Here is a 26,089-nt window from a genome sequence, read left to right as displayed (position 1 = left end):
CTAGAATGCCCCGATGCGCGATGACCTCTCCCTTCTGCTTAACTCCCTCAACGATGCCCAACGCCAGGCCGTAGCTGCCTCCGTGGGTCGTCAGTTGGTCCTGGCCGGCGCTGGTTCCGGCAAAACCCGTGTGCTGGTGCACCGTATCGCCTGGTTGATCCAGGTCGAGAACGCCTCGCCGCACTCGATCCTGTCGGTGACGTTCACCAACAAGGCCGCCGCCGAGATGCGCCATCGCATCGAGCAGCTGATGGGTATCAACCCGGCCGGCATGTGGGTGGGCACTTTCCACGGCCTGGCGCACCGCCTGCTGCGGGCGCACTGGCAGGAAGCGGGTCTTAATCAGAGCTTCCAGATCCTCGACAGCGATGACCAGCAGCGACTGGTCAAGCGCGTCATGCGCGAGCTGAATCTGGATGAGCAGCGGTGGCCGGCACGGCAGGCGCAGTGGTTCATCAATGGCCAGAAGGACGAAGGGCTGCGCCCCAAGCACATCCAGGCCTCGGGCGATCTGTTTCTGACGACCATGAAGTCGGTCTACGAGGCATACGAGGCGGCGTGTCAGCGCGCCGGCGTCATCGACTTCTCCGAGTTGCTGCTTCGCGCGCTGGACCTGTGGCGCGACAACCCGAGCCTGCTTGCGCACTATCAGCGTCGTTTCCGTCACGTGCTGGTAGACGAATTCCAGGACACCAACGCCGTTCAGTACGCCTGGTTGCGTCTGCTCGCCCAGGGTGGCGACAGCCTGATGGTGGTCGGCGACGACGATCAGTCCATTTACGGCTGGCGCGGCGCGAAGATCGAGAATATTCATCAGTATTCCGAAGATTTCCCTGACACCGAGACCATTCGCCTGGAGCAGAACTACCGCTCCACCGCGAGCATCCTCAAGGCCGCCAACGGCTTGATCGTCAACAACACCGGGCGTCTGGGCAAAGAACTGTGGACGGACGTCGGCGATGGCGAGCTGATCAATCTGTATGCCGCGTTCAACGAACACGACGAAGCGCGCTACGTGGTCGAGACCATTGAGAGCGCGATCAAGACCGGACTAGCGCGCAGCGACATCGCCATTCTGTACCGTTCAAACGCCCAATCGCGGGTCCTCGAAGAGGCCTTGCTGCGCGAGCGCATCCCGTACCGTATCTACGGCGGCCAGCGATTCTTCGAGCGCGCCGAAATCAAGAACGCCATGGCGTATATGCGCCTGCTGGACGGGCGCGGTAACGATTCGGCGCTGGAGCGGGTCATCAACGTCCCGCCGCGCGGCATTGGCGAGAAAACCGTCGAAGCGATTCGCGAGCATGCGCGCCATGCCGACGTGTCGATGTGGGAGGCCATGCGCCTGCTGGTCGTCAACAAAGGCTTGGCCGGTCGTGCGGCTAGCGCGTTAGGCGCGTTCATCGAACTGATCGAAAACCTTGCCGCCAAGGCCGCGGACATGCCGCTGCACCTGATGACCCAAACGGTCATCGAGCAGTCCGGCCTGATCACGTACCACAAGGAAGAGAAAGGCGAGAAAGGCCAGGCCCGAGTGGAAAACCTTGAGGAACTGGTCAGCGCCGCGCGCGCCTTCGAGAACAGCGACGAGGAGGAAGACCTGACGCCCCTGGCTGCATTCCTCGGCCATGCCTCCCTGGAGGCCGGCGACACCCAGGCGGATGAGCACGAAGACAGCATTCAGCTCATGACGCTGCACAGCGCCAAGGGTTTGGAGTTCCCGTACGTGTTCCTGGTGGGCATGGAAGAAGGCCTGTTTCCGCACAAGATGAGCCTGGAAGAGCCGGGCCGTCTGGAAGAAGAGCGCCGTCTGGCATACGTGGGCATCACCCGCGCCATGCAGCATCTGGTGATGACCTACGCAGAAACCCGACGCCTGTACGGAAGCGAAACCTACAACAAGGTCTCGCGCTTCGTACGGGAGGTCCCGCCTAATCTGATTCAGGAAGTGCGGCTGTCTAACAGCGTGACCCGTCCGTTCGGCGGCTCCAAAACCATGGCACCGAGTCGTCTGTTCGACGGCGAAGCCATTCCGCAGAGCCAGTTCTCCCTGGGTCAGCACGTGCAGCACGCGGTGTTTGGCGAAGGCGTGATCCTCAACTTCGAGGGTTCAGGCGCTCAGGCGCGGGTGCAGGTGAATTTTTCGGAAGGCAGCAAGTGGCTGATGCTGGGGTACGCGAAGCTCGAGCCGGTGTGAGCGGTAACTGAGGATGCGTTGATGCACCCCTTGCATTCCCACATCCACCCCCCATCTTTCCTACAGAACTTTCTTCACCTGCCTACAACCCAAATAGGACAGGCAGGTGAATATTCACGCAAAAGCCGGAAACATATGGCCGCTGGTCATCCCCATTTGTCCTGTGCAACATGGCGCGCGTGCAATCCACAAACGGGAATTCCCTTATGCAACGTTTTCTTAGCATCGCTTTGGCACTGATGATCGGGCTCACCATGAGCCTCGACGTCAATGCTGCGCGTTTCGGTGGTGGCAAGAGCATGGGCTCGGCGCCAAGTCACCAGGCGCGTCAAACAGCTCCTTCCGCTCCTGCCGCTGCACCTAACGCCGCCGGCCGTCCTGCGCCTGCTGCGGGCGGTGCTTCCAAATGGCTGGGCCCATTGGCCGGTCTCGCCGCCGGTGGTCTTCTGGCCTCCATGTTCATGGGCGGTGGCTTCGAAGGCATGCAGTTCTTCGACATCCTGATCATGGCGATCATCGCCTTCGTGATCTTCCGCTTCATCGCGGCGCGTCGACGCAAACAGCAGCCACAGATGGCTCCCGCTGGTGCTCCTTATCAGCGTGAAACCTTCGAGCAACCACAACCGGCACAGAATTCGATCTTCGGCGGTTCCGCTCCAGCAGCGGCAGCCCGTCCGGTGATCAACGCGCCAGCCTGGTTCAACGAAGAACGCTTTATTGAAGCGGCCCGCAGCCACTTCCAGTCGCTGCAACAGCATTGGGACGCGAACGAGATGGACAAGATCTCCGAGTTCGTGACCCCGCAAATGCTGCAGTTCCTGAAAAAAGAACGTGCCGATCTGGGCGACGGTTTCCAGTCCACCTTCATCGACAACCTCACCGTGCAACTTGACGGTCTGGATGATCGCGCCGACAAGACCATCGCCACGCTGACGTTTAGCGGTGTGTCGAAAACGTCGCGCTTCGATCAGGGCGAAGTGTTCAGCGAGAGCTGGAACATGGAACGCGCTCAGGGCGACAACCAGCCTTGGCTGGTGGCAGGTATCCGCCAGAACGGCTAATACCGCTGAGCTGCTGCAACTGAACCCCGGACTTGTTCCGGGGTTCTGCTTTTTATAGAAGCCAAGTTAATTTGGCGATGCCTTTGAGCTACTGTATAACCCGCGCAAATCGTTAGAGGATCCACGTCGTGGAAGAAGTCATCGAACAACTCCGTGAAGCCAATGAACCGGTCCCTGTCCCGCTTGAGCTGCCTGATGAAGATCAGTTGGTCGAGGTTGAAGAGCAGCTGTTCATCAATATCCCCTTCGTCTTCAAGGAGTTCTTGCTGACCGTCAGCGACGTGGTCTACGGCAGTCTTGAGCCTGTCACCGTCACTGACCCGGTCTCCCATACGTATTTGCCGGAAGTGGCAGCGACCGCCTGGGATATCGGCGTACCCCGCGAGCTGATCCCGATCTGCCAGGACGGCGAGGATTACTACTGCGTTGAAGAAGACGGCACTGTGGTGCTGTGGTCTGGCGAAGAAGAACTCGTCACCGAAGAAAGCTGGGAATCCGTCTGGCACTGGGCGCGGGACGTCTGGCTGGAAAGCTGAGAAGCACAACCGCTCCCCTGAATCAGCGTTGAGGCAAGCACCTCAACGCTGATTTACAACTCAGGGCTCAGGATGATTGCCCAAGGTTTCGAGCAACGCGATCTGCATGCGCGTATGCACCCGGATGAACCAGCGCCACAGGACGGCAGCCACCACAGCCGCCACAACGACAATGAGCATTAGCCATTCGCGCGTTGGCAGCATGCTGGATGACAGCAATGCGATGAGCAGAAAAATCACCAGCAAAGACAGCAGCGGGATCACTTCGGCAATCACCCGACGGACGCGCGCTGTGTGCCTGCCCGCCATCTCCGGCTTCACGCTCATCTCTGCCAGCAGCATCGACAGCGCCTTTAACTTGCGATAAGCCGCGATCAGAAACGGCAGTGAAAGCAGCAACGACGCACCCCAGATCCAGGCTTTTTGCTGCCCGAGATCGCTGACCCAGTCGCTGAAATACACGCCAATCCGCTCCGCAAAGAATGCTCCTGTAAAGAAGATGGCGATGACCAATGCCAGATTGATTCCGACTTGCAGCAGAATCTTCCGGATCATCGCTGCCAGCACTGCGCCCTGCCCCTGGGGCTGAATGCTGCGCAGCCACTCCCCGTACATTCCAAACACACGCGCCATGCGTGCAGGAACAATGGCGCCCAGCGTGTGGGACAGAGGGTCTGCTGCGCGGATGAGATAAGGGGTCAAGAGCGTCGTGATCGCGGAGACCGCCACGGCGACCGGGTAGAGAAAATCGCTGGTGACCTGCAGCGTCATCCCCAGCGCTGCGATGATGAAGGAGAATTCGCCAATCTGTGACAGCCCCATCCCCACCCGCAGCGAGGTCTTACCGTCGTTGCCAGCGATAAAAGCGCCAAGCCCGCAGGAAATCATCTTGCCCAGCACCGCAGCGACGGTGATCACCGCGATGGGCCAGGCGTAATCGAGCAGAATCTTCGGATCGATCATCAAGCCGATCGCGACGAAGAAGATCGCGCTGAACATGTCACGGATGGGCTCGACCAGGTGCTCGATCTTCGCCAGTTGCCTGGATTCGCCATGATTGCGCCGATGAGAAACGCCCCCAGCACCATGCTGTACTCAAGCTTCACCACCAGCAGGCAAAACCCGAAGCACAAGCCCAGCACGGTGATCAGCAGCATTTCGTTGCTCTCGAACTTCGCCACGTAGGCCAGCAATCGCGGCACGACGAGAATGCCGATGACCAACGCCACGATCATGAACAGCGACAGCTTGCCGACCGTTGAAAACACCTCCCCGGAACTGACCGTGCCGCTCACGGCGATCCCCGATAACAGCGCGATGATGCCAATGCCGAGGATGTCTTCAACGATGAGCACGCCGAAGATCAGCTGGGCGAAGCGCTGGTTTTTCATCTTCAGGTCATTGAGCGCCTTGACGATGATGGTGGTGGACGAGATCGCCAGAATGGCACCGAGGAACAGCGAGTCCATGGTGTTCCAGGCGAAGAACTGGCCGATTTCGTAACCGATCCAGGTCATCAGCATGATTTCGAGAAACGCGGCGATGAACGCCGTCGCACCGACCTTGAACAGTTTGCGCAGGCTGAATTCCAGGCCGAGGCAGAACATCAGAAAGATCACGCCGAGTTCGGCTAGGGTCTTGATGGTGTCCTCGTCGTGAATGAGGCCAAACGGCGGGGTGTGCGGACCGATGATGAAGCCGGCCACGATGTAGCCCAGCACCACCGGTTGCTTGAGCCGATGAAACACCACCGTTACAACGCCAGCCACGAGCATGATCACTGCCAGGTCCTGAATGAAACTGATGGCATGCATGGGCGCTGCTCCTGCTGGCAATCGATGAAATACGCGTATCCGTCTGAAAGAGAGACGACTGCTGTACGAAAACTCGCCAACGAAGCCTGAATATTCTGACTGAGACGCAGGATTTACCCCATCCAAGGGCTTCCGCAGGTTAACACCGCACAAAAGCGGGAGAAGCCAGTGCAATATATGGAAACAGATGGGTACAGGGCGTGACGGCGGAGCGGCCGTTGGCGTCCCGGTATCGATGGTTTTGTCGCCAATCTGCATTCGAGCACCCGAGCAAGGTGCCTTCTGACCCTTTTAGACCGTGAGCAACGCTATGGAACCCGGAAACGCCCAGCTGTCGATGACTGTATTGATGACCCCGGACATGGCCAACTTCTCCGGCAACGTGCACGGCGGGACGCTGCTGAAGTATCTCGACGAAGTGGCTTACGCGTGCGCCAGCCGTTACGCAGGGCGCTATGTGGTGACGCTGTCGGTGGATCAGGTGATTTTCCGTGAGCCGATTCACGTCGGCGAGCTGGTCACGTTCCTGGCGTCGGTCAACTACACCGGCAATACGTCCATGGAAGTGGGCATCAAGGTGGTGACCGAAAACATCCGCGAGCGCTCGGTTCGTCACACCAACAGCTGCTTCTTCACCATGGTGGCGGTGGATGACCAGCGCAAACCTGCCAGCGTACCGCCGCTGACACCGGCCAACAGCGAAGACAAGCGCCGTTACGTGCAGGCACAACAACGCCGCCAGATCCGTCAGGAGCTGGAGAAGCGTTATCGTGAAATCAAGGATGAGCCGGTTTAAGCAAGCACCGGTTTGGCTTACAGCCGGACCGCTTCGAACTTGACCCGCGGGTGAGCGATTCGGTCCTGCGCGCGCACCAGCTCCAGCTCGTAGCTGCCGCAGGCCTGGGTCTCCAGCAGCACTTCATGCACCGCTGAAGCCGCGAATTCGAAGGCGCTGCGCAGGTCGTCACCGAGCAGAATCCGGGACAGGAACAGCCCGGACGTCAGGTCGCCGACACCAACTGGCTGTCGAGGGAACGCCAGAAGCGGCCGGCGCAGGTGCCAGGTTTCGTCCTCGGTCACCAGCAGCATTTCAAAGCCATCCGCAGGTTTCTCCGGATAGGCCAGGTGCTTGACGACTACCGCCTTGGGACCTCGGGCCAGCAACGCCCGCGCCATGGCCACGCAGTCAAGCAACGATTCGGGTTTGCGGCCGGAGAAGCTGTCCAGCTCCAGCTGATTCGGGCAAAGGAAGTCGGCGACTGCAGCGGCTTCGTCCAGCAGGAAATCGCTCACTTCCTGCGGCACGATGCAGCCCTTCTCCGGGTGCCCCATCACCGGATCACACAAATACAGCGCGCGTGGATTGGCGCGTTTGATCTGCGCAACGGCGCTCAGAATCGCGCGTCCCTGCGCTGCGCTCCCCAGATAACCCGACAGCACCGCATCGCAATTGCCCAGCTCGCCTATCGCCGCAATCCCCTCGACCAACGCCGGAATCTGCTGCGGCGCCAGGACTTCCCCCGCCCAGTGGCCATACTGAGTGTGGTTGGAGAACTGAACGGTATTAAGCGGCCAGACATTGATGCCGATACGCTGCATAGGGAACACGGCTGCGCTGTTGCCGGCGTGACCAAACACGACATGCGACTGGATGGCGAGTAGATGGGGCGTACGTTTCATGGCAGGTTCCTGAGACCGGGAAGGCACAGTAGTGGCGATGCCGGACGAAGTGAAGCGAAATTAAACTTTAGGGCTATGGCTGTCTGTCACCCGACGCAGTTAAGCTGCAAGCCTTCTGTTGGAGTTCCTTTTCCATGCTGACCCTGGGCAACATTTTCGTCCTCATGCTGCTGGCGACTGCCGGCGCCTGGCTGTGGCACGCCCATGGCCTGCGTGAACGGGCGCTCGAACGCGTCAAACAGCACTGCGCCAAACTTGATCTTGAGTTGCTCGACGGCAACGTGGCGCTGAAGCGACTCGCGTTCAAGCGCGACAATGAGGGTCGCAAGCGACTGGCGCGGGTGTATAACTTCGAGTTCACGGTCACCGGTGAGCACCGGCATCCCGGCACGATCACCATGTTCGGTGCCCACGCGGCGCAGATCGAGCTGGCGCCCTACCCGTTCGAGATCAAAGACCCGAAACCGACCGCCGAGATCATTCAGCTGAGCCAATGGCGTCAAGAACACAACAAGTGGAAGCAGTGATCCTCTGTGGATAACTCGTTTCAGAGCAGACAGGCCGCCAGCGCTGTCTGCAAAGCGGCCTCGTCCTGAGGACCATCGAAGATCAGCTCGAGGCGAGAGTCCTTGCGCCACTCACTCGACGCCCATTCCAGCACACTCCCGTTCACCGCATTGCCTGAGATCCACCCCTTTTCGCTGTGGATAACCAGCTTGGCACGCCGCCAGTTCAAGGTTTGCAGCCAGGACTGGACTTTCGCCGCATCAAATACTCGCTCAGGGTGCCAGCGCCAGCCGATGCTCCAGCCCTCCGCCTGCTGCTGACTGAGGCATACCGGCGTGGCTGGATCCGCCCACGTTGCGGGGAGTTGCGGCAATGATTGGGGGATGGCCGGATTGGCCGAGCCAGCGTGAGCGTTGACCTCAACGCCAGGCAACGAATCCAGAGACAATACGCCGTGGTCGGTCCAGTACAGCCTGCGAGAAGGCAGCGCATCGGCGATCGCCTTTCGCGTTATGGCGTCCAGCCCTTCAGACTTGTTCAGCACCAAAAAACCCACATGGGCCAAGGCTTCTCGTTGCGTCTCAGGCAGCACTTTGCCGTGGGCGAGTGCCTGGGCGTCGAGCACCATGACACTGGGCTGGACCGACAGCACCCCGACCCAGGGCGCCTCGTGTAATTGCTTGATCAACTGAACCGGATGCCCCAGCCCGGAGGGCTCGATGAGCAAGCGGTCCGGCCTGGCCTTTCGCAAGAGCCGGCCGAGGCCAATCTGAAAAGGCGCGCCATTGACGCAGCACAGGCAGCCACCAGCCACTTCGCCAAGTGCGATACCATCATCGCCGGTCGTCAGCAGCGCAGCATCCAGGCCGATCTGGCCGAACTCATTGATCAGCACAGCCCAGCGCTCGCCCGCCGGTTTCTGCTTCAAAAGATGCCTGATCAGACTCGTCTTGCCAGCACCTAAAGGGCCCGCAATGACATGAGTGGGGATGTTCTGCAGCATGTCGGCCATTTTGAGATCGCTCCTGAATGAGCGCTGACGGAGGTAAATGATGCGAGCAATCTGGCTGCCTATGGGGCTGGCATGGGCGCTGATGGCAATGACGTCGACGCAGGTCCGCGCTGAGTCGTGCGTGGTGCACAGCCAAGGCGAGCGAGTGGACGTCAAAGTCTGTCAGGAAAATCTGAACATCCCGCCAGACCTGTTCCACGACGGATTCTGCAAACCTCAGCTCAAGGATCAGAAAACCGAGGTCACGTACTCGGAGCAGTGCCCTGCCGGGTCATTTGGCCAGTGCAGCAACGCGCAGGTGGCCAATATGCCTTATCGGCAGAACATTCACTATTACGGCGTTGCCAGCGACGCCGCGTTTCTCAAACCGTTCTGCGAGCAGCAGAGCAAGGGCATCTGGAAAACGCAGTGAGTCAGACGGGTGCTACGCCGCGTCGCCATACCAGTCGCCAAACGGATCAGGCATCGAGCGCCAGTCCGCAACGCCGCCCGCCATCTCGGCGTCAGTCAGCAGGCATTGATCAAGCTCTGCCGCCAGCCGGGCAAAGTCGATGTTCTGACCGATGAACACCAGTTCCTGACGGCAGTCGCCGGTCTCGGCTTCCCAGCTGCGCATGATCACCTGCGTGCTTTCGTCGTCCTGCGGCCACTGCGCTTTGGGCACGAAGCGCCACCAACGACCGGCGAAACCGTGACGCATCAAGCCGCCGGCCTGGGACCAACTGCCGGCGTCCTCGTGCTTGCTGGCGAGCCAGAAAAAGCCCTTCGAGCGCAGCAGTCGGCCGTTTTCCCACGGCGCATTCAGGAAGTCGAAAAATCGCTGTGGATGAAACGGCCGACGCGCCCGATAAGCCGTGGACGCGATGCCATATTCTTCGGTCTCTGGCATGTGCTCGCCGCGCAACTCCTTGAGCCAGCCCGGTGCCTGAGCCGCACGTTCGAAGTCGAAACGGTTCGCGTCCAGAATCTTGCTGAGGGGCACGGCGCCCATGACCATCGGCAGAATCTCTGCCTGGCTGTTGAGCCGCCGCAAAATTGCCATCAGCTCTCGCCGGTCGGTTGAGCTGATCAGGTCGATCTTGCTGATCAGGATCACGTCGGCGAACTCGACCTGCTCAATCAGCAGATCAGTGATCGCGCGCTCGTCCTCCTCGCCCAGGGTCTCTCCGCGCGAGGCCAGACTCTCTGCAGCGTTGAAGTCCTGCAGAAAATTAAGGCCATCGACAACCGTCACCATGGTATCGAGGCGGGCGACATCGGCCAGGCTCCGGCCCAGCTCATCGCGAAAGGTAAAGGTCTCCGCTACGGGAAGCGGCTCGGAAATGCCCGTGGATTCGATCAGCAGGTAGTCGAACCGGCCTTCATGGGCCAGCCGGCTGACCTCTTCCAGCAAGTCTTCGCGCAGGGTGCAGCAAATGCAGCCGTTGCTCATCTCCACCAGTTTTTCTTCCGCCCGATTGAGGCTGACGTCCCGCTGAACTTCGCTGCCGTCGATGTTGATCTCGCTCATGTCGTTGACGATCACGGCGACGCGCAGATTGTCGCGATTGCGCAGGATGTGGTTCAGCAGCGTGCTTTTACCAGCGCCAAGGAAGCCGGAGAGAACGGTAACGGGAAGGCGGTTCATGAAGGTTTCACCAGAGTACGGATGATATCGCTTTTTACGTTATAGTATAACGATACGCACACGCTAATCTTTTTTGAGGCCGCTTCATGACTCGGTTGTTTTGGCTTTTGTCAGGGTGCTTACTGGCGTTGAGCACGCAGGCGATCGCCATGCCGCCCTCGCCCAGGCTGGACAAGGCGCTATGCACACGCAGCGCGACGCTGTTGGCCTGCATCGATGCCGGCCACAACACGTACAGCGTGGCGGTCGCAGGGAACACGATGTTTGTGCGCGGCGTTGAAAGCGTGGGCAATCGCCGCTGGGCGCAGACCAACAGCCGATACGGTTCGCTGACGTTTTTTACCGGGCTCGCATCGGACGGCGAGACGTGGGTGGGTTACATCCAGAAAGTGGGCTGGACGACGATCAGTCGGGTGTCGAGCTCAAATGGAAGCCGTTCCAAGATCACCTGCGACCGGGTGATGGGTTGTCGGTAAGCTGACCCCTGCAGGCATCAGGGAAGATTTCGTCGTCCATACGCCGTGCTGGCTCCCTGGCAAACACTGTCCATGTGGAAGTGAGCTTGCTCACGAAGACGGTGTTCCAGGCGCTATATATGCAGCGGATGTCGACCTGTTCTCGAGCAAGCTCGCTCCCACAATGGGCGTTTAGGCAGGTGCATCTGCAGTGGTGTCACGCTTGATGAGAGCGAACTTGCACATCCTGCGTTACGACTGAGTCCGTCAGACGACCGCCTCATTCGCCTTTTGCTCTTGCCGCCAGGCCACGTACGAGCCTGCCGGCGGATTGCGCTCGAAGTAGCGCTTCATGCCGTCAAACAAACCATCGGCCACGGCCTGCTGATGGCGCGCAGTGACAAGGCGCTGACTGTCGCGGCTGTTGGAGATAAAGCCGGTCTCGACCAGAATCGACGGCACATCGGGTGATTTCAGTACCGCAAACCCGGCCTGTTCCACGCGCTTCTGGTGCAGCGTCGTGATCCCTTCCAGGCTACCCAGTACGGTGTGACCCAAATCCAGACTCGCGGCGATCGTGGCGTTCATCGACATGTCGAGAATCACGCCGGCCAGCATCGGGTCCTTGTCTTTCAGGTTCAACAGGCTGGTCGCGCCGATCAGGTCGGCGCCGTTTTCACGCTGGGCCATGAAGCGCGCCGTGGCAGATGTCGCGCCGTTCTCCGACAAGGCAAACACCGACGCGCCGGAAGCCGTCAACCGAGGGGCTGCGTCGGCGTGGACCGAGATGAACATGTCAGCGTTGTATTTGCGTGCGACGTCGACGCGCTTGCGCAGCGGAACGAAGAAGTCGTCATTGCGGACCAGGCGCACATCAAAGCCCTTTTCTCGCTTCAAGCGTTTGGCGAGCAACTGCGCGATGGACAGCACGACGTCTTTCTCGCGCTCACCCTTCGAGCCAACGGCGCCCGGGTCCTTGCCACCGTGCCCGGCGTCGACGACCACCATGATGTCGCGCTTGGATCGATCTCTCCCTGCTGTCTGCACGGGTGGCTCTTTCGCCAATGGCGCAGCGGCGGCCAACTGCACCGGAGGACGAGAAAGCACGTCATGGCCCAGATCCAGCACTAGCCGGTTGCCTTGGGCACCTTCGGGACCCAGCAGGAAACTGTTGAGCTGCACGGGCGATGCGAGGTCAAGGACGATGCGCGTATCACTCTGACCGAAGTGGCCGGAGCGGATGGATTTGATCGGCGTGTTTTCGAGCGCCAGCTGACTGAAGTTGCCTTCAAGCCGCGCGCCGCTGAAATCGATGATGATCCGTTCAGGCGCGCTGAGCGTGAAGGTCTTGTATTGAACCGGGCCACTGAGATCAAACACGAGCCGCAGCTTGCTGTCAGTACGCCACAGGCGGGCGTTTCGGATCTGCGTCGCATTGACTGAGAATGGCAGCGCAAAGGCGGCGCTGGCCAAAAGCATGTTAAGCAGCATTTGACGTCGGTGCATGGCACGTTCCGAAGGCGAAGAGCATCCCGGCTCAGAGATGGAGGACATGGTTACAATATAACAGCCGGAATATCGGGCGAAGATGAAGCTTTTTATAAGATCGGCGGGATTTTAGTGAGGCTTCTCAACACCTAAGGCGAAAAAGCTCATGTGAAACAACAAGATGTTCCACGTGGAACACGACCCTCTGTCAGTACAGACAAAAACGCCCTGAAAAGTCAGGGCGCTTAGTAAGCAGAGAGAATCAGGTCCTTGGTTTTACAGTGCCGCATTGCTGACCGAGCCATACAGCGCGCGTGTCCATGCTGCCGTTCTGCTGCTGGCCTGTGGCGTTGAACGAGCCAATGACGTGGGTGTTGAACTCGCGGTCACTGAGGAACTGTGCAGTCCCAGTGCCTTGAGCGCGAGGGCAACTGAATTTAAATTTCCAGGTGGCGCCGGTGCGTTCGGTTATCTGCTGGGTGCAGCCAGACTTCGGATCTGTCAGCGGAATCTGCTCATTCTTGACCTGCTCTTGGGTCAGGCAAATACGAACGCCCTTCCCGCCCAGAGTAACGCCTTGTTTTTCCAGCATTTGTTCCATGGCTGCGCGCTGCTGCGGCGCCATCATTTGCAATTGCGACAGCATCACTTGCAGGTCCGGCATCTGTTGGCCATCTACCTGCATGTTGCTGGAGCTCAGTTCCCACAGTCCGGGCTGCAGAACCTGCGCCTGGGCGAAGGGCGCAGTCATACAAACCATCAACGCCAGTACGCGCTTTTTCATGAATCGGGTTTCCTTTAATGACTCTTGGGCATCTTGGTGCGGCCTGCACGCAGGCCACTGAACGATGACGTTTAGACGGTGGATCGGGCAGCCAGTTGCAGCCTCAATAAAATAGCGACAATCCCGGCGCCTTGTGGTCTGTTAGACACCAATAAGCTTATGGCACAAGGTTGCGCATGGATTACCACAGCCCGTATTTCTTTGGCTATTTGCTCGGTTTCACTCACCTGCTGGGCATTGTCGCAGCTATCCACGCCTTACTCACGGTGCGTACAGCTCAGGGCTCAATCGCTTGGGCGATGCCTCTCATCTTCATCCCTTATGTCGCACTGATTCCGTATCTGGTTTTCGGCAGGAGTACGTTTGATGCCTACATCAAGGCGCGGCGTCAGGCGAACACCGAAATGCGCGTGGCGATCGCCGACTTCAACTGGAAGCCATGGATTGAAGAGGCGGTAGCGGCGCGGCGCTCGGACGCTTATCGCTCCCTGCGCGCGATGCCGAAGCTGGGACGCATGCCGTGCCTGGCGAACAACGAAGTGAAGCTGTTGATCAACGGCGATGAAACATTCGACGCGATATTCAAGGCCATCAAAAGCGCCCGGCAAGTGGTGTTCGTACAGTTTTTCATCATTCACGACGATGATCTCGGTCGACGCCTGCAAGGGTTGTTGCTGGAGAAGGCCGCTGAAGGCGTGGCGATTCATGTGCTTTACGACCGCATTGGCAGCCATGCGCTGCCGGCGCGTTATATCGAGAAGCTCCGCGATGGCGGCGTGCAGATCAAGGCCTTTGCCACACGTGGCGGCTGGCTGACACGCTTCCAGATCAACTTCCGTAACCACCGCAAGATCGTCGTGGTGGATGGCATCAAAGGCTTCGTTGGCGGCCACAACGTGGGCGATGAGTACCTCGGCCTCAAGCCGCCGCTGGCGCCATGGCGCGATACCCATGTGAGCGTCGTCGGACCTGTCGTGGCGTGTCTGCAGGAATCGTTCGCCGAGGACTGGTTCTGGGCGACCCGGGAGATACCGCCGCTGATCCTGCCGGACAGTTACCCCGAAGACGGCGTGCTGTGCCAATTACTCGCCAGCGGCCCTGCTGATGCGCAGGAAACCTGCTCGTTGTTCTTCGTCGAAGCCATTCACGCGGCGACCGAACGGGTCTGGATCACAACCCCGTATTTCATTCCCGATGAGCCTGTCTCCGCAGCGCTGCGATTGGCGGTGCTACGCGGCGTGGATGTTCGCTTGCTGCTGCCGTCCCGTCCTGACCACTACACGGTGTACGCCGCCTCCAGTTTGTTTGCCTTTGAAGCCGTGCGCGCAGGCGTTCGCATCTTTCGCTACAAGCCCGGATTTCTGCACCAGAAGGTGGTGCTGGTGGACAACGCGATCTCGGCGATCGGCAGCGCCAACCTGGACAATCGTTCGTTCCGGCTCAACTTCGAACTCATGCTGCTGACCGTGGATGAAGACTTCGCTCGGGAGGTGGAAAACATGCTGATCGACGACTTCGCCCTCTCCCACGAGATCTCCAGCGAAGAGAGCAAAGAGACACATCACTTGCAGCAGCTGGGGATGCGGGTTGCTAGGCTGATTTCGCCGATTCTGTGAGTGGTATTGAAGGCCTGTGGAAGTCAGCTGACTCCCACAGGCTTGGGGCACTCACCGGTACAAATCATCCCGCGTCAGCGGCAAATGATGGCTGCCGTCTGCATACGGCTTCACCGCCAATATCTGGTGCAGGTTGATCCAGCCCTTGGAAAACGCATAGGCACAGCCGGCCAGATACAACCGAAAGATCCTTAGCGCCTGCTCCGGCACCATAGCCGCGGCGACGTCGAGTTTCTCTTCCAGACGGGCGCTCCAGTGTTCGAGCGTCTTGGCGTAGTGCAGGCGCAGACTTTCCACATCGACCACTTCCAGACCCGCCTCGCTGATGAACCCGGTGATCATCGACAGGTGCGGCAGTTCACCATTGGGAAACACATAGCGATCAATAAAGTCACCCGCGCCGCGCCCGACAGGACGCCCGTCGGTGTGCTTGGCGGTAATGCCGTGGTTCATCACCAGACCGCCCTCCTTCACTGCGTCGAACAGGCATTTTGCGTAAAGCTCGAGATTGGCGTGGCCGACATGCTCGAACATGCCGACGCTGACGACCTTGTCGAAGCGGCCGTCCTTGGGCAGATCCCGGTAATCGAGCAGCTGCAATTCGACACGATCCTGCAGACCGTCTGCGCGCACCCGCTCCCGGGCCAGCGCCAATTGCTCGCGGCTCAACGTGATGCCGAACACCTTGACGCCGTATTCACTCGCGGCAAAGCGGGAAAGCCCTCCCCAGCCACAGCCGACATCGAGCAGGTATTCCCCGGGTTTAAGGCGCAGCTTGCGGCACAGGTGGTGAAACTTGTCCTGTTGGGCCTGATCGAGCGTCTCGTTGCCGGTCTTGAAATACGCGCAGGAGTAGACCATCTCCCGGTCCAGCCACAGGCGATAGAAGTCATTGGAGAGGTCGTAGTGGTAGGAGATCGACGCAGCATCGGTGGCCTTGTCGTGCTCGGTGCGCACAGGGAGATTGTCGTCGTCCTCATCCACCAGTGCCTTGGTCAGCTCGTCGCACACCCGGACCACTTCGCTGATCGAGCCTTCCAGCTCAAGCCGGCCTTCAACGAAGGCGCTGCCAAGGAGGCCAAGACTAGGGTGGGTGAAATCGGAAACGAGGGACGGGTCCTTGACCACGATCGTGACGCGGGGATCACTGCCCAAATCAAGCTCGTTGCCGTCCCAGAGCTTGAGACGCAACGGCAGATGAAGGTTCTGTAACGCCGGTGGAAGTTGCGCGAGCATATGAAATCCCCCTGATCCAGCTACATGGAAAAGGGTAGTCCATAACCGGCTCCAGATCAGGAGCCGTCAGGCGATTGGCTGGTTTGAACGACGACGAACCTACAACGGGTACGACGCTGTGCCCCCAGAATTCGAGCCAGTGTGTCGCCTGTAAATGGAGCACCCCGAAACGAGACTGGAGTTAATTTGTAACAGAGTTCTTCAAAGCTCAAGCGAATTTTAATACTTAGTGGGAGCCTCTAACCCGGCGCTTTCGGTACAAGCGCCGGGGAATCTGGCTCAGGAGGGATTGTGAAACTTCGCGATGGGCTCGTGAAAACGCAGCAGCCGCCCGGCGTTGCCCAGTACCAGCAGCGTGCTGAGGTTATGCAAGACCGCAGCGATCATGGCGCCTGCCGCGCCCAGCACGCCGAAAGCCGCCATGGCGACAATGGCCAGCGTCCAGCCGAGTCCGATGATCACGTTCACCTGCAAGGTGTGGCGGCACTGGCGGCTCAACCGCACACAGGTGCCCAGGCGGCGCAGGTCACTGCCGATCAAGACGATGTCGGCGGAGGCCAACGCGATGTCCGCCCCGCCCGCCCCCATCGCGACGCCGACAACGCCGGCCTTTAGCGCCAGGGAGTCGTTGATGCCATCGCCGACGACCATCGGGCGAAAGCCTTTTTTGATTTCGCTCATGACCCGATTGAGCTTGTCCTCGGGCAACGCCTGGGCGTGGATATCACTGATGCCGACCTCGTGGCCCAGGCTGTCGGCGACACTCTGGCGATCACCGGTCAGCAGCAACTGCCGGCCCAGGCCCAGCTCGCGCAGCTCACTCAACGCCTGACGAGCCTCGGGCTTGAGGCTGTCCGCCAGCAGCAGCCAGGCCAGAAAGTGCCCGTTTACCGCGAGCCCGGCAATCGGGCCATCGTGGTCGGGAACCGGCGACGTCGCGATGCCCAACTGCGCGAACAGCTCAGGCCGCCCTAACGCCGCTTCACCCCGGGCGGTCTGTGCAACGACGCCCAGCCCCTGGCGCTCCCGAATGTCGTCCAGAGCAAGCAGATGATCCTTGCCGACCAACGTCGCCAGCGCGCGACTGACCGGGTGGCTGCTCGCCGAACCCAGGCTTGCCGCCAGCGCAATGACGTCGTCACCCGCGCCCTCCTCGGCCTGAACCGACTGCAAGCGCAAACTCCCATAAGTCAGTGTGCCGGTCTTGTCGACAACCAGCGAAGTGAGGTCAGCCAGCTCTTCAAGAAAGGCCGAACTGCGGATCAGAATGCCGTGGCGCGCGGCGACTGCAATACCGGCGATGGCGGTCGCCGGCGCCGACAGCACCAACGCGCAGGGACACGCAGCCACCAACACGGCCAGCATGGCCTGGGCGTTATTAGTGATGAACCAGGTCACGGCCGCAATCAGCAGCACCAGCACCATGTAGCTGCCGGCGTACTTTTCCAGCAGTCGGGTGATGGGCGGTTTGGAGCGTTCGGCGCTTTGCATCAGCGCGATGACTTTGCCCAGGGTCGACTCGTTGCCGATACGCGTCACTTCGATACGCAGCAGACCGTCGAGATTGATCGCGCCGCCAAAGACTTCCATACCTGCGCGCGCTTCAAGCGGGACGGACTCGCCGGTAATGGGCGCCGTGTCGAGGCTGGCCTGCCCCGAGATCACCAAGCCGTCAGCCGGTACGCGGTCGCCAGCGCGCACTTCGACGCGATCACCTGCCACCAGCGTCCCGTTGTCGACTTCGCGGATCACGCCATCCTTGTCGATCAGCCGGGCGTGGCTGCGGGTCAGACGGCCCAATGCCTGAATGGCTTCCTGGGAGCCAATCACGCTGCGCTCCTCCAGCACGTGGCCGAAGATCATGATGATCGGCAGCAACGCGGCGGTCATCAGATCGCCCGTCGCCCAGGCGCCGAGCATGGCCAGGGCAATCAGTTGATCGGTAATGCCGTGCAGGCTGGGATAACGCAGGCTGTGCCAGCCGGCGCTGACCACCGGGATGGCCACCAACAGCGAGGCGGCGCCCAGCAGCAATTGGCTGACGCCGACTTGCTCGGGCGAGAAGAATCGCCAGACCAGCCCCAATGCAAGCAAGCCCAGGGCAAGCATCGCCAGCGTCAACTGACGGGCTGCGCTGCGCTGTTCGCGGCTGGTGAGCATGCTGCCGGCCGCGACTGGCGCGGCATGCGTGTGAGAAGGATCGTGGGAATGGTTATGCACGGCTTCGCCACTCATTTGTCAGCTCCCTGGATGATCAGGCGGGAATCGTCGCGGGGATCGACCGTGGTCACTGAACCCGCCTGTCTCAGGATGGCAGGCACCCGCTCGCGGTAGATACGCAGCAGCAATCCGGGATCGCTCTTGTTCTGGATCGACATCGCCAGGCCGGTCACCGCGGCGGTGTCGGTCTGCGCCTTGGCCAGCCGTTCGGACGCCTGGGCATGGGCGACCTGCAGGGTACGGTCAGCCTGCTGATTGGCGGTCTGGTTGAGTTTTTCCGCATCCGTCCGCGCGTTCGCCACGGCCTGATCGGCTTGCTGACTCGCAGTCAGCACCGCGTTGAACGCATTCACCGCTGCCGCCGGCAAACTGGACTGCACGTCGACCCGTACCACCTCGACGCCCAAACCGACGCCGGTGGCCGTCAGCTCGCCGAGCCGCGTATTAATGCCCTGCACCAGATCGCCACGCAGGCGTTCGCGACGCTCGGCAGACTGGCTGTCGGAGCCCACCAGTTCGGGACGCGCCACTAGAATGGTGTCCAGGTCCCGCGCTGCGGTGAGGCTGACGGCGCTGCGATTGACCAGACGATCCAGCGCCGGTAGCACGTGCTCGCCTTGCAGCACGAACTCCCGTGGGTCCGTCACTTTGTAGTACGCCGTCACGTCGAGTTGTACGACGCCGGCGTCGCCCGTGAGCAGATAGCCTGACCCTGCCAGCGCGTCGCTCATCGGCGTCGCGAAGCTGGTGATCTTGTCGGCCGCCAACGCAGTGGGTGAGCGCAACAGCGTTTCGACGTGCCGCTCGATCACGCGATCAGCGGAAGGCAGCAGCACCACCTGCTCGAACGGTTGCGGCCAGGCCAGCAGCAAGCCGGCGTTCTGCACACGGTCCAACTCGCCAAACCGAAACACCACCGCACGGTTCTGTGGATCGATTTCCCGCACATTGGAGACAGCCCAGCCGAGCGCCGCCATCAGTGTCACGACGTACAGCCCCAGAAACGCCAGGCGACTGGCCTGCAGCCAAGGGCTGTTCACCACCGGCCGCTCGATGTGCGCAGCATCGTGCTCGGTCATGGCTGCGTTCCAGCCTTGCCATCCAGGGTCGGCGGGCCATCGACGAGCACCCGGAACGGTGCGGCATCGGTGCGCAGAATCAGTTTTGTGCTCGGCCCCACCACGGTGCCGAGGGTGTCCAGCGAGCGCAGCAAGTTGTACAGCTGGGGCGAACCGGCATAGGCGCGGCCGTAAATCTGCGCCGCTTCAACGCGGGATTGCGCTTCGATGTCGGCGGCTTTCACGGTGGCGTCGGCCTCGACAATCCGCGCATCGCGTTCGGCGGCGGAGCGGATCTGCGCGGCCTCGCGCTTGCCGATGGCTGTGCGCTCGGTGGCAATCGTCTCACGCTCGGCGCGCATCCGGTCGACCGTCGCGTTGAGTGTCACCGACGGCAGCGTCAGACGCTCAACCCCCACTTGCAGGACGCGAACGCCGTAAGTGGTCAGCAGTTGCTTGTCGATCTGCTGACGCAGCTGGTTTTCGAAATCGGCGATGCGCACCTGATTGGCGTCGGTGTTGATCAGGCTCGACAGATCGAAGCTGGCGGCGGTGGTCTCCAGTGCCGAGCCGACGAAGGTGCGGATCTGCCGGGCTGCTTCGTCCGGCTGGTTTTGCACGGCGCGCATGAAGCGCTTCACGTTGTCCGGATCGCCCTGCACCTGCCAGGCCACGTACGCCTGAACGATGATGCGCAGGCCGTCACGGGTACCGACGTCCTGCAAGCCACTTGAGGTGGTGCGCAAACGCAGGTCGACGGGGATCGCTGCTTCGAATGGCGCCGGCCAGCGCCAGCTCAGGCCGGGATCGAGCAGCACTCGCGCCGGATTGCCGAAGCGCGTGATGACCGTCGCCTCGCCGGAGCGCACCTGCACCAGACTCGCCGCCGCGACCGCGAAGGCAATCAGCACTGCCGCCAGCGCAGCACGACGCCACGGAAATACGGCCGGGCCGGAGGCTTCGCCATGGTGATGACCGTGATGATGGCCGCCATGACCGTGACCGCTGTGGTCGTGGCCAGAATGGTCGTGATGATCGTGGGAATGAAACAGACTCAAGGGAAGACTCCTTATTCAGCCGAGGGCTGGTCAGCTGATTGGGTCGACGCTGCGGGGTCGACCGGGAGGGTAAAAGATCGCAAATCAATGGTCGGCGCGCTGGTGCCGCCGAGCCGATGATCCAGCACCAGCAACTTGGCGTGGGTCAGCCCCTGGGTCAGCTGACTGAGGTACTGCTCGAGCAGGAATGCCTGGCCCGCCTTGGCGTAGCCCTGCTGTTCAGCGCTGAAGCGCAAATCCGCCCCTTGCGCCGTGGCCATGACTTCCCGCGAGGTCGCCGCCGCCTGATCGTGGGCCATGCTGGCGTGCAGCTGCGCCACATTGGCCTGATCGGCCGCCGCGCCACGTTCCCGGGCAATCAACGCCTGAGCGCTGATCTGCGCGGCCTGGACAGCGTGATAGGCGTTGGCCGCCCCGGCTGGCGGATGAATCGACTCGACCACGGTCGCGAGAATTTCCACGCCGCTGTCGAGTTTTTTCAGGTCGCGCTGCACGGCGTCGCCGATGTCGGCCGCCAGATCGTTGCGCTGCTCACCCAGCAATTCGTCGAGGGTGCGCGAGGCAAAGTCATGCACCAGCACGCGGCTGGCGGTGCTGCGAATCAGGCTGGGAATGTCGGCGCTGTTATAGGTCGCGGCCAGTGCGGCCTCGTCCGTTAAACCGATGCGATACACAAAGCGCACGTCCATGTTGACGATCTGAAAGCTTTGCTTGTCTCCCGAGCCACTGGCGATCACTTGCGACTTGTCGTTGATGTGCGTGGCGTCCCACAGACGGTTGGCGATGGCGGGTGGCGGACCTTCGGCAGGGTCAAGGGTCTGCTCGGCACCGGCTCCCTCTGAGACGCTGGTCGCCAGCTCGTGGACCACGCCATTTTCCACCGCCAGCACCGTTCCGAAAGGCCAAGGCAAACCGGCATGCAGACCCGGCTCCAGGACTTCAACCGGCTTGCCGAAGCGCTCGTAAATGCCGCGACCCTGCATGGGGATTTCGTGAACACCGCTCAGCAACCAGCCGAGGCCGACGATGACCACCAGCACCGGCAGAAAGGCGCGGCGCATGTAGGTAAACGCCCAGATCTGACGCAGGTCGATGCCGAAGCGGTTGTGCAACTCGTTTTGCAACGCCAGCAGCGGGCGCGGCGGCCAGCGCAGCAGACCGGCGACAAAGCTGGTGGCGATCAAGCGCGGCTCAAGGCGTTCATTGCGTGGACTAAAAACGGACAGCAACGCGCGGGTGAGCAACTCAACAGCAACCAGCCCTGGCAAGAGTCCGATCAACACTGCGAGCCGGGCGGGCCATACGCGGTCAACGGAGGAGAAAAACAGGCAGAACGCCGTGACCAGTAGCGTACCGATGGCGACCTTGGTCATCTGCGCCAACTGCTCGGCTTCAGGCCAACTGGCCTCGGACTCGTTGCTGAATTGCCGCTCCAGCACCAGCAGCGCAAAACCGATCAACAGGAGCAAACCGCCGACCGCGTTACCGACGAGGCCGACATTGCTGCCCGACAGCGCAAGGTTCCAGATCAGGCCAATGCTGATCAGCGACAGCAACGCCCAGCCGGCCAACCAAAACACTGGCAATCCGACTTGGCCGACCAATGAAGTGCCGGCGCCGCTGATGCGTCCGAGCACGCGGTCGTACCAGCCCTGCTCTTCGCTGTGAAGCAGCGCTTCTTCGTCTGTTCGAATCGACTCAGGCGGTGAGATGACGCCGACGCGCCATTGGCTGACCACGTGGGCCGACTGCAACGCCGCCGCCAGCACAAGCAGGCTGGCGGCGCTGTTCGTCAGCACCGCCGTCCACAGCGAGTTGGGGGAAAAGAGGTCGACGAAAAGCGACACCACCAAGCCGATGACGCCCATCGCCCCTGTCAGGTACGTCAGCCGTGAAAGACGTCTCGATTGAACAGCCGCCTGCTGAAATCGCGGCAGGCTCGCCGGTGCAACGCCCTCATCATCCAGATCAACCCGCATTGCAACTCCAAAGCCCGTTTAACGCCGCCATTCATCACCCTTCCCGCCCACCCACCGGCGTTGCAATTACGCGGCACAAGTGACGCTGACACAGGGCGTTACGATATAACAGAAGTCGTGAAATTTTCGTCTGATTATTCGTTTGCGTAACGCGAGATACGGGGTCAGACAGCCAGCAGACAGGTAGATATCGCCTGCCGTCGTATCGAGTTTAGTCACTGCACAGACGGGAAGGCGCCTACCCGGCTAAAGCTGGTCCTGCACACTTCCCGCGAGGCAGTGACCAAACTCGCTCACTTGACTTTGAAGCGCTTCCGGGAGAAATATTACATCCATCATTTAAGCCGCCAAGTGACGCGCGACATTTGTCCAGACGCGGCTACGCTTCCCTCCATTGCTGGATTCCTCAAGGAGTACGTTCATGAGTCACTACGACGTTGTCATCATCGGTGGCGGCCCCGGCGGCTACAACGCGGCGATCCATGCGGGCCAGAAAGGCTTGAAAGTGGCGTGCATCGAAGGCCGTGGAACATTAGGCGGGACATGTCTCAACGTAGGCTGCATTCCTTCCAAATCGTTGCTTCACGCCTCGGAGCTGTATGAGGCGGCGACGGGCGAGGAATTCAAGAAGCTCGGCATCGAGGTCACGCCGACGCTGAACCTGCCCCAGATGATGGCGCAAAAGGCCGAAAGCGTGACCGGCCTGACCAAAGGCATCGAGTTTCTGTTTCGCAAATACAAGGCCGACTGGATCAAGGGCTGGGGCCGTCTCGCAGGGCCCGGCAAGGTCATCGTCACCGACGCTGAAGGTGCCGAGACCGAGCTGACGGCCAAAGACATCATCATCGCCACTGGTTCCGAGCCAACGCCCCTGCCCGGCGTGACCATCGACAACAAACGTATTCTCGACTCCACCGGGGCGCTGTCGCTGAGCGAGGTGCCGAAGCATCTGGTGGTGATCGGCGCGGGGGTCATCGGTCTTGAGCTGGGCTCGGTCTGGCGCCGGTTGGGGGCAAAGGTGACGGTGGTCGAATTTCTCGACCATGTGGCCCATGGCACTGACCTGGAGGCCGGCAAGACGCTGCACCGCTCGCTGTCGCGTCAGGGCATGGCGTTCAAACTCGGCTCGAAGGTCACCTCTGCCGTCGCCGCGGACACCGGCGTCACCCTGACAGTCGAACCCGCCGCCGGTGGTGAAACCGAGCAGATCGGAGCGGACTACGTGCTGGTGTCCATCGGCCGTCGCCCGGTGACGAAAGGGCTGGGCCTGGAAACCGTCGGACTGGAAGTGGACACGCGCGGCGTCCTGCCCAACACGGGGCATCGCACGGCGGTGGAGGGCATCTGGGTAATTGGCGACGTGACGTCAGGCCCGATGCTTGCGCATAAGGCGGAGGACGAAGCCGGCGTGTGTGTCGAGCGGATCGTCGGCAAGAAAGGCGAGTTGAATTACAACCTGATCCCCAACGTCATCTACACCCAGCCCGAGCTGGCCAGCGTCGGTAAAACGGAAGAGCAATTGAAAGCGGAAGGTCGCGCTTACAAGGTGGGCAAATTCCCGTTCAGCGCCAACAGCCGCGCCAAGGTCAATCACGAAACGGACGGCTTCGCGAAAGTGCTGGCGGATGAGCGAACCGATGAGATTCTCGGTGTACACCTCGTCGGCCCAAGCGTGAGCGAGATGATCGCGGAGTATTGCGTGGCTATGGAGTTCGCCGCGTCAGCCGAGGACATCGCCCTGACCTGTCATCCCCATCCGACAAGGTCAGAAGCGCTGCGTCAGGCGGCGATGGGCGTCGGAGGGCATACCACGCAAGCCTGAAATGCGCCGCCAAAATCGGCCGATCAAGCAACACGTTGAAGCGAAATCGGTGATGCCCTGAAACGATTTTTTTCCCTTTGCGCGAACAAGATGCCGAGATTGTTATCTGTTTGTTGGTAATTTGCGTTCGGCAAGGATTGGGAAAGCGCACTTTTTTGTGCAGGAAGGCACAGCATCTTCAGAGGCTTCACCATATGAATCGCAGGAATCTCTTGAAAGCGTCCATGGCGCTGGCAGCCTATAGCGCGCTACCCGCCTCAGGTCTTTATGCGGCAGGCGCGCTGGCAGCGGCCGCCGATGGCGACATCGAACACTTTGACTTCAAGACCTTGCAGGACAACGCCAAGCAGATGGCCGGCAAGCCTTACGTCAGCACCAAGCAGAACCTGCCGCCAACCCTGGCGAACATGACGCCCCAGCAATTCAACGCGATCAAGTACGACGCCGGCCATTCACTGTGGAATGACGTGAAAGGCCAACTGGACGTGCATTTCTTCCACGTCGGCGCGGGCTTCAAGACCCCGGTGCGCATGTACAGCGTCGACCCGGCCACCCAGCAGGCGCGTGAAGTGCATTTCCGTCCCGAGCTGTTCAACTACGAAGCCAGTCGCATCGACCAGAGTCAGCTCAAGGGCGACCTGGGCTTTGCTGGTTTCAAATTGTTCAAAGCCCCCGAGATTGCCATCAACGACATCCTGTCGTTCCTGGGCGCCAGCTACTTCCGCGCCATCGACAGCAACAAGCAATACGGCCTCTCCGCACGGGGTCTGGCGATCGACACCTACGCCCACAGTCCTGAAGAATTCCCTGACTTCACACAATTCTGGTTCGAGAAGCCGACTAAGGACGCCACACGTTTTGTCGTGTACGCGCTGCTGGACTCCCCCAGTGCGACGGGCGCGTATCGCTTCGATATCGATTGCCAGGCTGACCGCGTGGTGATGGACATCGACGCGCACATCAATGCGCGGGCGGACATCGAGCAGTTGGGCATTGCGACCATGACCAGCATGTTCAGCTGCGGCACTCACGAACGCCGCATGTGCGACACGCTCCACCCGGAAATCCACGACTCCGACCGGCTGGCGATGTGGCGCGGCAATGGCGAATGGATCTGCCGCCCGCTCAATAATCCGGCCAAGATCCAGTTCAACGCCTTCGCCGACAAAGACCCGAAAGGCTTCGGTCTGGTGCAGACCGACCACGACTTCAAGACCTATCAGGACACCGTGGACTGGTACCACCGCAGGCCGAGCCTGTGGGTCGAGCCGACAACGGCATGGGGCGAGGGCTCCATCGATCTGCTGGAACTGCCGACCACGGGCGAAACCCTGGATAACATCGTCGCGTTCTGGAACCCGAAAGTGCCAGTCAAGGCCGGGATGTCGATGAACTACGGCTACAAGCTTTACTGGAGCCCGCTGCCCCCGGTCAGCACACCGCTGGCTCAAGTGTACGCGACGCGTTCAGGCATGGGCGGTTTCATCGAAGGCTGGGCTCCGGGCGAGCATTACCCGGAAGTCTGGGCGCGGCGTTTTGCCGTGGACTTCAACGGCGGCGGGCTGGACCGGTTGCCGGAAGGTTCGGGCATCGAGCCGGTGGTCACTGTGTCACACGGCAAAGTCCAGGATTTCAATGTGCTGGTGCTGCCGGACATCAAGGGGTTCCGCGTGACCTTCGATTGGTACCCGACCAGCGACTCCGTAGAGCCCGTGGAGATGCGCATGTTCATCAAAACCGGTGATCGCACGTTGAGCGAGACCTGGCTGTACCAGTACTTCCCGCCCGCACCGGACAAGCGCCGCTACACCTGAGTTTGATCGACTAAGGACGTAACGGGATTCAAGCTTGCTCACGAAACGGCGTATCAGCCGCTGGATATTCAGCGGTGGATACGCCGTACTTGTAACGAAAATGAGTCATAGATAGTGGCCAACAG

General features: G+C 60.7%; 20 protein-coding genes and 1 pseudogene. 10 read left to right on the top strand and 11 right to left on the bottom strand.

What is annotated here, in order from left to right:
• Positions 1–13 precede the first annotated feature (13 nt).
• From uvrD to IFT47_RS11310, 3 genes are all read left to right on the top strand, one after another.
• A complete protein-coding gene (gene uvrD / locus IFT47_RS11320; protein ID WP_192174526.1) occupies positions 14–2,197 on the top strand; it encodes a DNA helicase II in 2,184 nt (727 codons plus the stop codon).
• Positions 2,198–2,403: 206 nt separating this feature from the next.
• On the top strand, positions 2,404–3,258 hold the full coding sequence (locus tag IFT47_RS11315; protein ID WP_192174525.1) for a Tim44 domain-containing protein: 855 nt from the start codon (positions 2,404–2,406) through the stop codon (positions 3,256–3,258).
• Positions 3,259–3,386: 128 nt separating this feature from the next.
• Positions 3,387–3,794 carry an SMI1/KNR4 family protein gene (locus tag IFT47_RS11310; protein WP_192174524.1) on the top strand — a complete coding sequence of 136 codons (408 nt, stop codon included), beginning with the start codon at positions 3,387–3,389 and terminating at the stop codon, positions 3,792–3,794.
• Positions 3,795–3,854: 60 nt separating this feature from the next.
• Here the strand turns inward: IFT47_RS11310 and IFT47_RS11305 are convergent.
• Positions 3,855–5,608: pseudogene (locus IFT47_RS11305) on the bottom strand (cation:proton antiporter).
• Positions 5,609–5,918: 310 nt separating this feature from the next.
• On the opposite strand from IFT47_RS11305, the gene IFT47_RS11300 reads away from it, so the two are divergent.
• Positions 5,919–6,404, top strand: coding sequence for an acyl-CoA thioesterase (locus IFT47_RS11300; protein ID WP_122534219.1), 486 nt, complete (start codon positions 5,919–5,921; stop codon positions 6,402–6,404).
• Between the two features lie 17 nt (positions 6,405–6,421).
• Here IFT47_RS11300 and pdxY read toward each other — a convergent pair whose 3' ends face one another.
• Entirely contained in the window at positions 6,422–7,288 is an 867-nt protein-coding gene (pdxY, locus tag IFT47_RS11295) for a pyridoxal kinase PdxY (protein ID WP_192174523.1), read from the bottom strand.
• 134 nt (positions 7,289–7,422) lie between these two features.
• Here pdxY and IFT47_RS11290 point away from each other — a divergent pair, with 134 nt between their 5' ends.
• A complete protein-coding gene (locus IFT47_RS11290; RefSeq protein WP_074886003.1) occupies positions 7,423–7,815 on the top strand; it encodes a DUF3301 domain-containing protein in 393 nt (130 codons plus the stop codon).
• A 20-nt stretch (positions 7,816–7,835) separates the two neighbouring features.
• Here IFT47_RS11290 and IFT47_RS11285 read toward each other — a convergent pair whose 3' ends face one another.
• On the bottom strand, positions 7,836–8,798 hold the full coding sequence (locus IFT47_RS11285; RefSeq protein WP_192174567.1) for a CobW family GTP-binding protein: 963 nt from the start codon (positions 8,796–8,798) through the stop codon (positions 7,836–7,838).
• Positions 8,799–8,847: 49 nt separating this feature from the next.
• Here IFT47_RS11285 and IFT47_RS11280 point away from each other — a divergent pair, with 49 nt between their 5' ends.
• A complete protein-coding gene (locus IFT47_RS11280; protein WP_192174566.1) occupies positions 8,848–9,219 on the top strand; it encodes an NADH:ubiquinone oxidoreductase in 372 nt (123 codons plus the stop codon).
• A 12-nt stretch (positions 9,220–9,231) separates the two neighbouring features.
• Here IFT47_RS11280 and zigA read toward each other — a convergent pair whose 3' ends face one another.
• Entirely contained in the window at positions 9,232–10,434 is a 1,203-nt protein-coding gene (gene zigA / locus IFT47_RS11275) for a zinc metallochaperone GTPase ZigA (protein ID WP_192174522.1), read from the bottom strand.
• Between the two features lie 86 nt (positions 10,435–10,520).
• On the opposite strand from zigA, the gene IFT47_RS11270 reads away from it, so the two are divergent.
• Positions 10,521–10,910, top strand: a complete 390-nt coding sequence (locus tag IFT47_RS11270; protein ID WP_407073262.1) for a glutamine synthetase — start codon at positions 10,521–10,523, stop codon at positions 10,908–10,910.
• 246 nt (positions 10,911–11,156) lie between these two features.
• Here the strand turns inward: IFT47_RS11270 and IFT47_RS11265 are convergent, their stop codons facing one another.
• A complete protein-coding gene (locus tag IFT47_RS11265) occupies positions 11,157–12,395 on the bottom strand; it encodes an N-acetylmuramoyl-L-alanine amidase (RefSeq protein ID WP_192174520.1) in 1,239 nt (412 codons plus the stop codon).
• 244 nt (positions 12,396–12,639) lie between these two features.
• Positions 12,640–13,161: a DUF3617 domain-containing protein gene (locus IFT47_RS11260; protein WP_192174519.1), complete on the bottom strand. Its 522-nt coding sequence runs from the start codon at positions 13,159–13,161 to the stop codon at positions 12,640–12,642.
• 176 nt (positions 13,162–13,337) lie between these two features.
• On the opposite strand from IFT47_RS11260, the gene cls reads away from it, so the two are divergent.
• Complete coding sequence (gene cls / locus IFT47_RS11255) at positions 13,338–14,777, top strand: cardiolipin synthase (RefSeq protein WP_192174518.1); 1,440 nt, start codon at positions 13,338–13,340, stop codon at positions 14,775–14,777.
• 51 nt (positions 14,778–14,828) lie between these two features.
• Here the strand turns inward: cls and cfaB are convergent, their stop codons facing one another.
• The 5 genes from cfaB to hflK form a co-directional block, all read right to left on the bottom strand.
• Entirely contained in the window at positions 14,829–16,013 is a 1,185-nt protein-coding gene (cfaB, locus tag IFT47_RS11250; RefSeq protein WP_192174517.1) for a C17 cyclopropane fatty acid synthase CfaB, read from the bottom strand.
• 279 nt (positions 16,014–16,292) lie between these two features.
• A complete protein-coding gene (locus tag IFT47_RS11245; protein WP_192174516.1) occupies positions 16,293–18,248 on the bottom strand; it encodes a cation-translocating P-type ATPase in 1,956 nt (651 codons plus the stop codon).
• A complete protein-coding gene (locus tag IFT47_RS11240; RefSeq protein ID WP_192174515.1) occupies positions 18,245–19,312 on the bottom strand; it encodes an SPFH domain-containing protein in 1,068 nt (355 codons plus the stop codon). The genes IFT47_RS11245 and IFT47_RS11240 overlap by 4 nt, the downstream gene beginning before the upstream one ends.
• Positions 19,309–20,349 (bottom strand): protease modulator HflC, encoded by a 1,041-nt coding sequence (hflC, locus tag IFT47_RS11235; RefSeq protein ID WP_192174514.1) that lies wholly within the window; start codon positions 20,347–20,349, stop codon positions 19,309–19,311. Before hflC ends, IFT47_RS11240 begins: the two co-directional genes overlap by 4 nt.
• A gap of 11 nt (positions 20,350–20,360) precedes the next feature.
• A complete protein-coding gene (hflK, locus tag IFT47_RS11230; protein WP_192174513.1) occupies positions 20,361–22,328 on the bottom strand; it encodes a protease modulator HflK in 1,968 nt (655 codons plus the stop codon).
• A gap of 421 nt (positions 22,329–22,749) precedes the next feature.
• Here hflK and lpdA point away from each other — a divergent pair, with 421 nt between their 5' ends.
• Together lpdA and IFT47_RS11220 are read left to right on the top strand one after the other, a co-directional pair.
• Positions 22,750–24,150, top strand: coding sequence for a dihydrolipoyl dehydrogenase (lpdA, locus tag IFT47_RS11225; protein ID WP_192174512.1), 1,401 nt, complete (start codon positions 22,750–22,752; stop codon positions 24,148–24,150).
• A gap of 194 nt (positions 24,151–24,344) precedes the next feature.
• Entirely contained in the window at positions 24,345–25,964 is a 1,620-nt protein-coding gene (locus IFT47_RS11220) for a glucan biosynthesis protein D (RefSeq protein WP_192174511.1), read from the top strand.
• Positions 25,965–26,089 lie beyond the last annotated feature (125 nt).

Origin of the sequence: Pseudomonas sp. CFBP 13711 (assembly GCF_014842265.1) — a bacterium.
GTDB lineage: Bacteria > Pseudomonadota > Gammaproteobacteria > Pseudomonadales > Pseudomonadaceae > Aquipseudomonas.
Note: the sequence above shows the minus strand (reverse complement) of the source record. Positions and strands in the feature narration are given on the sequence as shown.

Bases quoted from the DNA above. Each gene is read 5' to 3' on its own strand.
- uvrD (WP_192174526.1), top strand. From the start codon at position 14: ATGCGCGATGACCTCTCCCTTCTGCTTAACTCCCTCAACGATGCCCAA.
- IFT47_RS11285 (WP_192174567.1), bottom strand. From the start codon at position 8,798: ATGCTGCAGAACATCCCCACTCATGTCATTGCGGGCCCTTTAGGTGCT.
- IFT47_RS11265 (WP_192174520.1), bottom strand. From the start codon at position 12,395: ATGCACCGACGTCAAATGCTGCTTAACATGCTTTTGGCCAGCGCCGCC.
- hflK (WP_192174513.1), bottom strand. From the start codon at position 22,328: ATGCGGGTTGATCTGGATGATGAGGGCGTTGCACCGGCGAGCCTGCCG.
- cls (WP_192174518.1), top strand. From the start codon at position 13,338: ATGGATTACCACAGCCCGTATTTCTTTGGCTATTTGCTCGGTTTCACT.
- IFT47_RS11315 (WP_192174525.1), top strand. From the start codon at position 2,404: ATGCAACGTTTTCTTAGCATCGCTTTGGCACTGATGATCGGGCTCACC.
- pdxY (WP_192174523.1), bottom strand. From the start codon at position 7,288: ATGAAACGTACGCCCCATCTACTCGCCATCCAGTCGCATGTCGTGTTT.
- lpdA (WP_192174512.1), top strand. From the start codon at position 22,750: ATGAGTCACTACGACGTTGTCATCATCGGTGGCGGCCCCGGCGGCTAC.
- IFT47_RS11280 (WP_192174566.1), top strand. From the start codon at position 8,848: ATGCGAGCAATCTGGCTGCCTATGGGGCTGGCATGGGCGCTGATGGCA.
- IFT47_RS11220 (WP_192174511.1), top strand. From the start codon at position 24,345: ATGAATCGCAGGAATCTCTTGAAAGCGTCCATGGCGCTGGCAGCCTAT.
- IFT47_RS11260 (WP_192174519.1), bottom strand. From the start codon at position 13,161: ATGAAAAAGCGCGTACTGGCGTTGATGGTTTGTATGACTGCGCCCTTC.
- IFT47_RS11240 (WP_192174515.1), bottom strand. From the start codon at position 19,312: ATGACCGAGCACGATGCTGCGCACATCGAGCGGCCGGTGGTGAACAGC.
- zigA (WP_192174522.1), bottom strand. From the start codon at position 10,434: ATGAACCGCCTTCCCGTTACCGTTCTCTCCGGCTTCCTTGGCGCTGGT.
- IFT47_RS11245 (WP_192174516.1), bottom strand. From the start codon at position 18,248: ATGAGTGGCGAAGCCGTGCATAACCATTCCCACGATCCTTCTCACACG.
- IFT47_RS11300 (WP_122534219.1), top strand. From the start codon at position 5,919: ATGGAACCCGGAAACGCCCAGCTGTCGATGACTGTATTGATGACCCCG.
- cfaB (WP_192174517.1), bottom strand. From the start codon at position 16,013: ATGCTCGCGCAACTTCCACCGGCGTTACAGAACCTTCATCTGCCGTTG.
- IFT47_RS11270 (WP_407073262.1), top strand. From the start codon at position 10,521: ATGACTCGGTTGTTTTGGCTTTTGTCAGGGTGCTTACTGGCGTTGAGC.
- IFT47_RS11290 (WP_074886003.1), top strand. From the start codon at position 7,423: ATGCTGACCCTGGGCAACATTTTCGTCCTCATGCTGCTGGCGACTGCC.